At 46.1% G+C, this 2037-nt stretch carries 4 protein-coding genes; 2 read left to right on the top strand and 2 right to left on the bottom strand.

Annotated features, from left to right (window positions below; translation table 11 throughout):
- The first annotated feature begins 335 nt into the window (after nucleotides 1–335).
- Nucleotides 336–716 (top strand): type IV secretion protein Rhs, encoded by a 381-nt coding sequence (locus ACLW56_RS25180; RefSeq protein ID WP_330986329.1) that lies wholly within the window; start codon nucleotides 336–338, stop codon nucleotides 714–716.
- A gap of 5 nt (nucleotides 717–721) precedes the next feature.
- Nucleotides 722–1042 (top strand): hypothetical protein, encoded by a 321-nt coding sequence (locus tag ACLW56_RS25175; protein WP_330986328.1) that lies wholly within the window; start codon nucleotides 722–724, stop codon nucleotides 1040–1042.
- A gap of 76 nt (nucleotides 1043–1118) precedes the next feature.
- Here the strand turns inward: ACLW56_RS25175 and ACLW56_RS25170 are convergent, their stop codons facing one another.
- A complete protein-coding gene (locus ACLW56_RS25170; protein ID WP_330986327.1) occupies nucleotides 1119–1430 on the bottom strand; it encodes a SymE family type I addiction module toxin in 312 nt (103 codons plus the stop codon).
- 67 nt (nucleotides 1431–1497) lie between these two features.
- Nucleotides 1498–1911 (bottom strand): helix-turn-helix domain-containing protein, encoded by a 414-nt coding sequence (locus tag ACLW56_RS25165; protein WP_330986316.1) that lies wholly within the window; start codon nucleotides 1909–1911, stop codon nucleotides 1498–1500.
- Nucleotides 1912–2037 lie beyond the last annotated feature (126 nt).

Genomic DNA, 2037 nt, shown 5'->3' with positions numbered 1-2037 from the left:
TGAAGGGGTAATGATGGCGCTCACAGAAAAAGACAAGGACAAAACAAGACATTAACGGCAGCGGCCGTCGCCGTTATACTGGCCTCCGGCGCAAAAGTGCGCGTCGGGCGTTGCGTGCTAACGTGTTGTTAAAGATGTAAAAAGCAGTGGCCGGAAAGGCAGTAACGGCGCGGGCGGTAGCGTGTTAAAAAGTACGATGCCGTCGGGATCGTTCCTATGACCCGATAGGGCTAAGAGGCGGACTCAGGCCATACGGTTATGTTAGTAACCCACTAAAATATGCTGATCCTTTTGGATTATGTAAGGTCGATGGCGCAAGAGCTCGACAAGCCCAAATGCTAGAAGATAATGTGGGATACAATATAAGCCCAAAAAGTTGGGATCAATACCCTGCACTTGGTCGTGATGGTACATTTGTTACTGATAAAGAAGGTATTCTAAAATACTTCCCCGGAGCTCAAAATGGGGAAGTAACCATATCTAAATCTCTTGCTGAAACTATTGAAAAAGATATGGGGTTAGCTCCAGATTCCTTAAGCGGAGGGTTTAATATTAGAAAAATTGATGGAATATCTGATATGCAACCTCGAAGCCCATTGGGCGGTAATGATTATTTTTTAGGCCCTGGTCAGCACTTGCCTGGAGGTGCTCCGGAAGTGGTTATCAATCCTGTATCACCATCAGCACCAGTCACTATAGGGGTGAACGTAAATTGAATAGAATGCCAGATAATTCCATCATCGTTATTGATATGGCCGGAGATGTTATAAAACTAAGAGTCTCTGAACAGAATCTAATAGATAGAATGCAATTAATAGGCTTTTCACTAAAAGAACAGTTTATGATCATGCCCGTTATTGACGCCCAAGATAAGCAACGAATTATAAAATCACTAATTAATGAAGGTGCTCTTTTCCTATATGGTAATGGTTGGTATCCTTCAGAGGTTATGGAGTATTATAAAGATCAAAAAATAAATTTCGGGAAATATAAAATCATCTTCTGGACTGATGAAAAGACATATCACATAGAAGAGCGATAACATATTAAAAAACAAGATGAACAAGCCGGTAAATATTTACTGCTGATTTACCGGCTCTTTTATCACCCTCAATCCACTAAGCAACCAGCGCCTTCATCCCCATCGCCGCCTCTTTAAACTGGTAAAGTTCAGCCTTCAGGGCCTGCACTTCACTGGTGTCCGCAATAATCGTCAGCACGCCCTCCGATATTTTCACCGTCACCCCTGTCCCGGTATCAAACCCCGCTTCCTTCAGCCAGTCGCCTTTCAGCGTCAGACTCGGATGGCGGGAATAATAGCGCGTCCGGAATGTTTTGGGGTCGGCGTGCCGCGCGGTTATATAACTCACCTGGTAACGGCGCTGCGTTTTGGAAATCTTCCGTTCTGCCGTAGAATGCTTCTCAGCCATGATTAACTACCTCTTTTAGTTGCTTGTGGTCAGCGGTAATACAGGGTTGCAGCCCTGCATTACCGCGCTAAATATCGTCCGTTTTAGCGAGCATCATGCTCAGCATCTCAGTAATAAGCTTCTGTCTTGCCTTAGGTAATCCGTCTATCTCTTCGATCAGCTGTTGCCATTTTGGTGCCGGACCGCGCTTTCGGGCAATCTTCTCCGGCTCTTCACCCAGCAAATCCTCCAGTGAAACCGATAACAGCCTTGCCACGGCTGGGAGTATGGATATCTGTATCCGCCGCCGTCCGGCCTCCCATGCCTGTACCGCCTGCTGGGAAACGTTCAGCGCCTGAGCTACCTGTGCCTGTGTCATCCCGGCGTCCTTCCTCAGCGCGGTTATCCTCTTGCCCAGCTCGGCAATAAATACCTGTTCTTCGTTACTTATTGGTGCGGCCATAGTCGTCTTACCTGAAATCCCCTGAGTTCTGATGGCCATAATCTACTCCACGTTTTACATTTAACTGTTGTAAATACTACTAGCTGATGTATATACTTGTCGAGTTATTTTTACTCAAACCCTATTGACAGGTTTTACAGGAGTTCCCGTCATGGCCCGCATCCC

This window comes from Pantoea sp. sgz302252, assembly GCF_047713085.1.
Lineage (GTDB): Bacteria > Pseudomonadota > Gammaproteobacteria > Enterobacterales > Enterobacteriaceae > Scandinavium.
Note: the sequence above shows the minus strand (reverse complement) of the source record. Positions and strands in the feature narration are given on the sequence as shown.

Coding starts and splice junctions, on each gene's coding strand:
- ACLW56_RS25180 (WP_330986329.1), top strand. CDS start 336: ATGCTAGAAGATAATGTGGGATACAATATAAGCCCAAAAAGTTGGGAT.
- ACLW56_RS25175 (WP_330986328.1), top strand. CDS start 722: ATGCCAGATAATTCCATCATCGTTATTGATATGGCCGGAGATGTTATA.
- ACLW56_RS25170 (WP_330986327.1), bottom strand. CDS start 1,430: ATGGCTGAGAAGCATTCTACGGCAGAACGGAAGATTTCCAAAACGCAG.
- ACLW56_RS25165 (WP_330986316.1), bottom strand. CDS start 1,911: ATGGCCATCAGAACTCAGGGGATTTCAGGTAAGACGACTATGGCCGCA.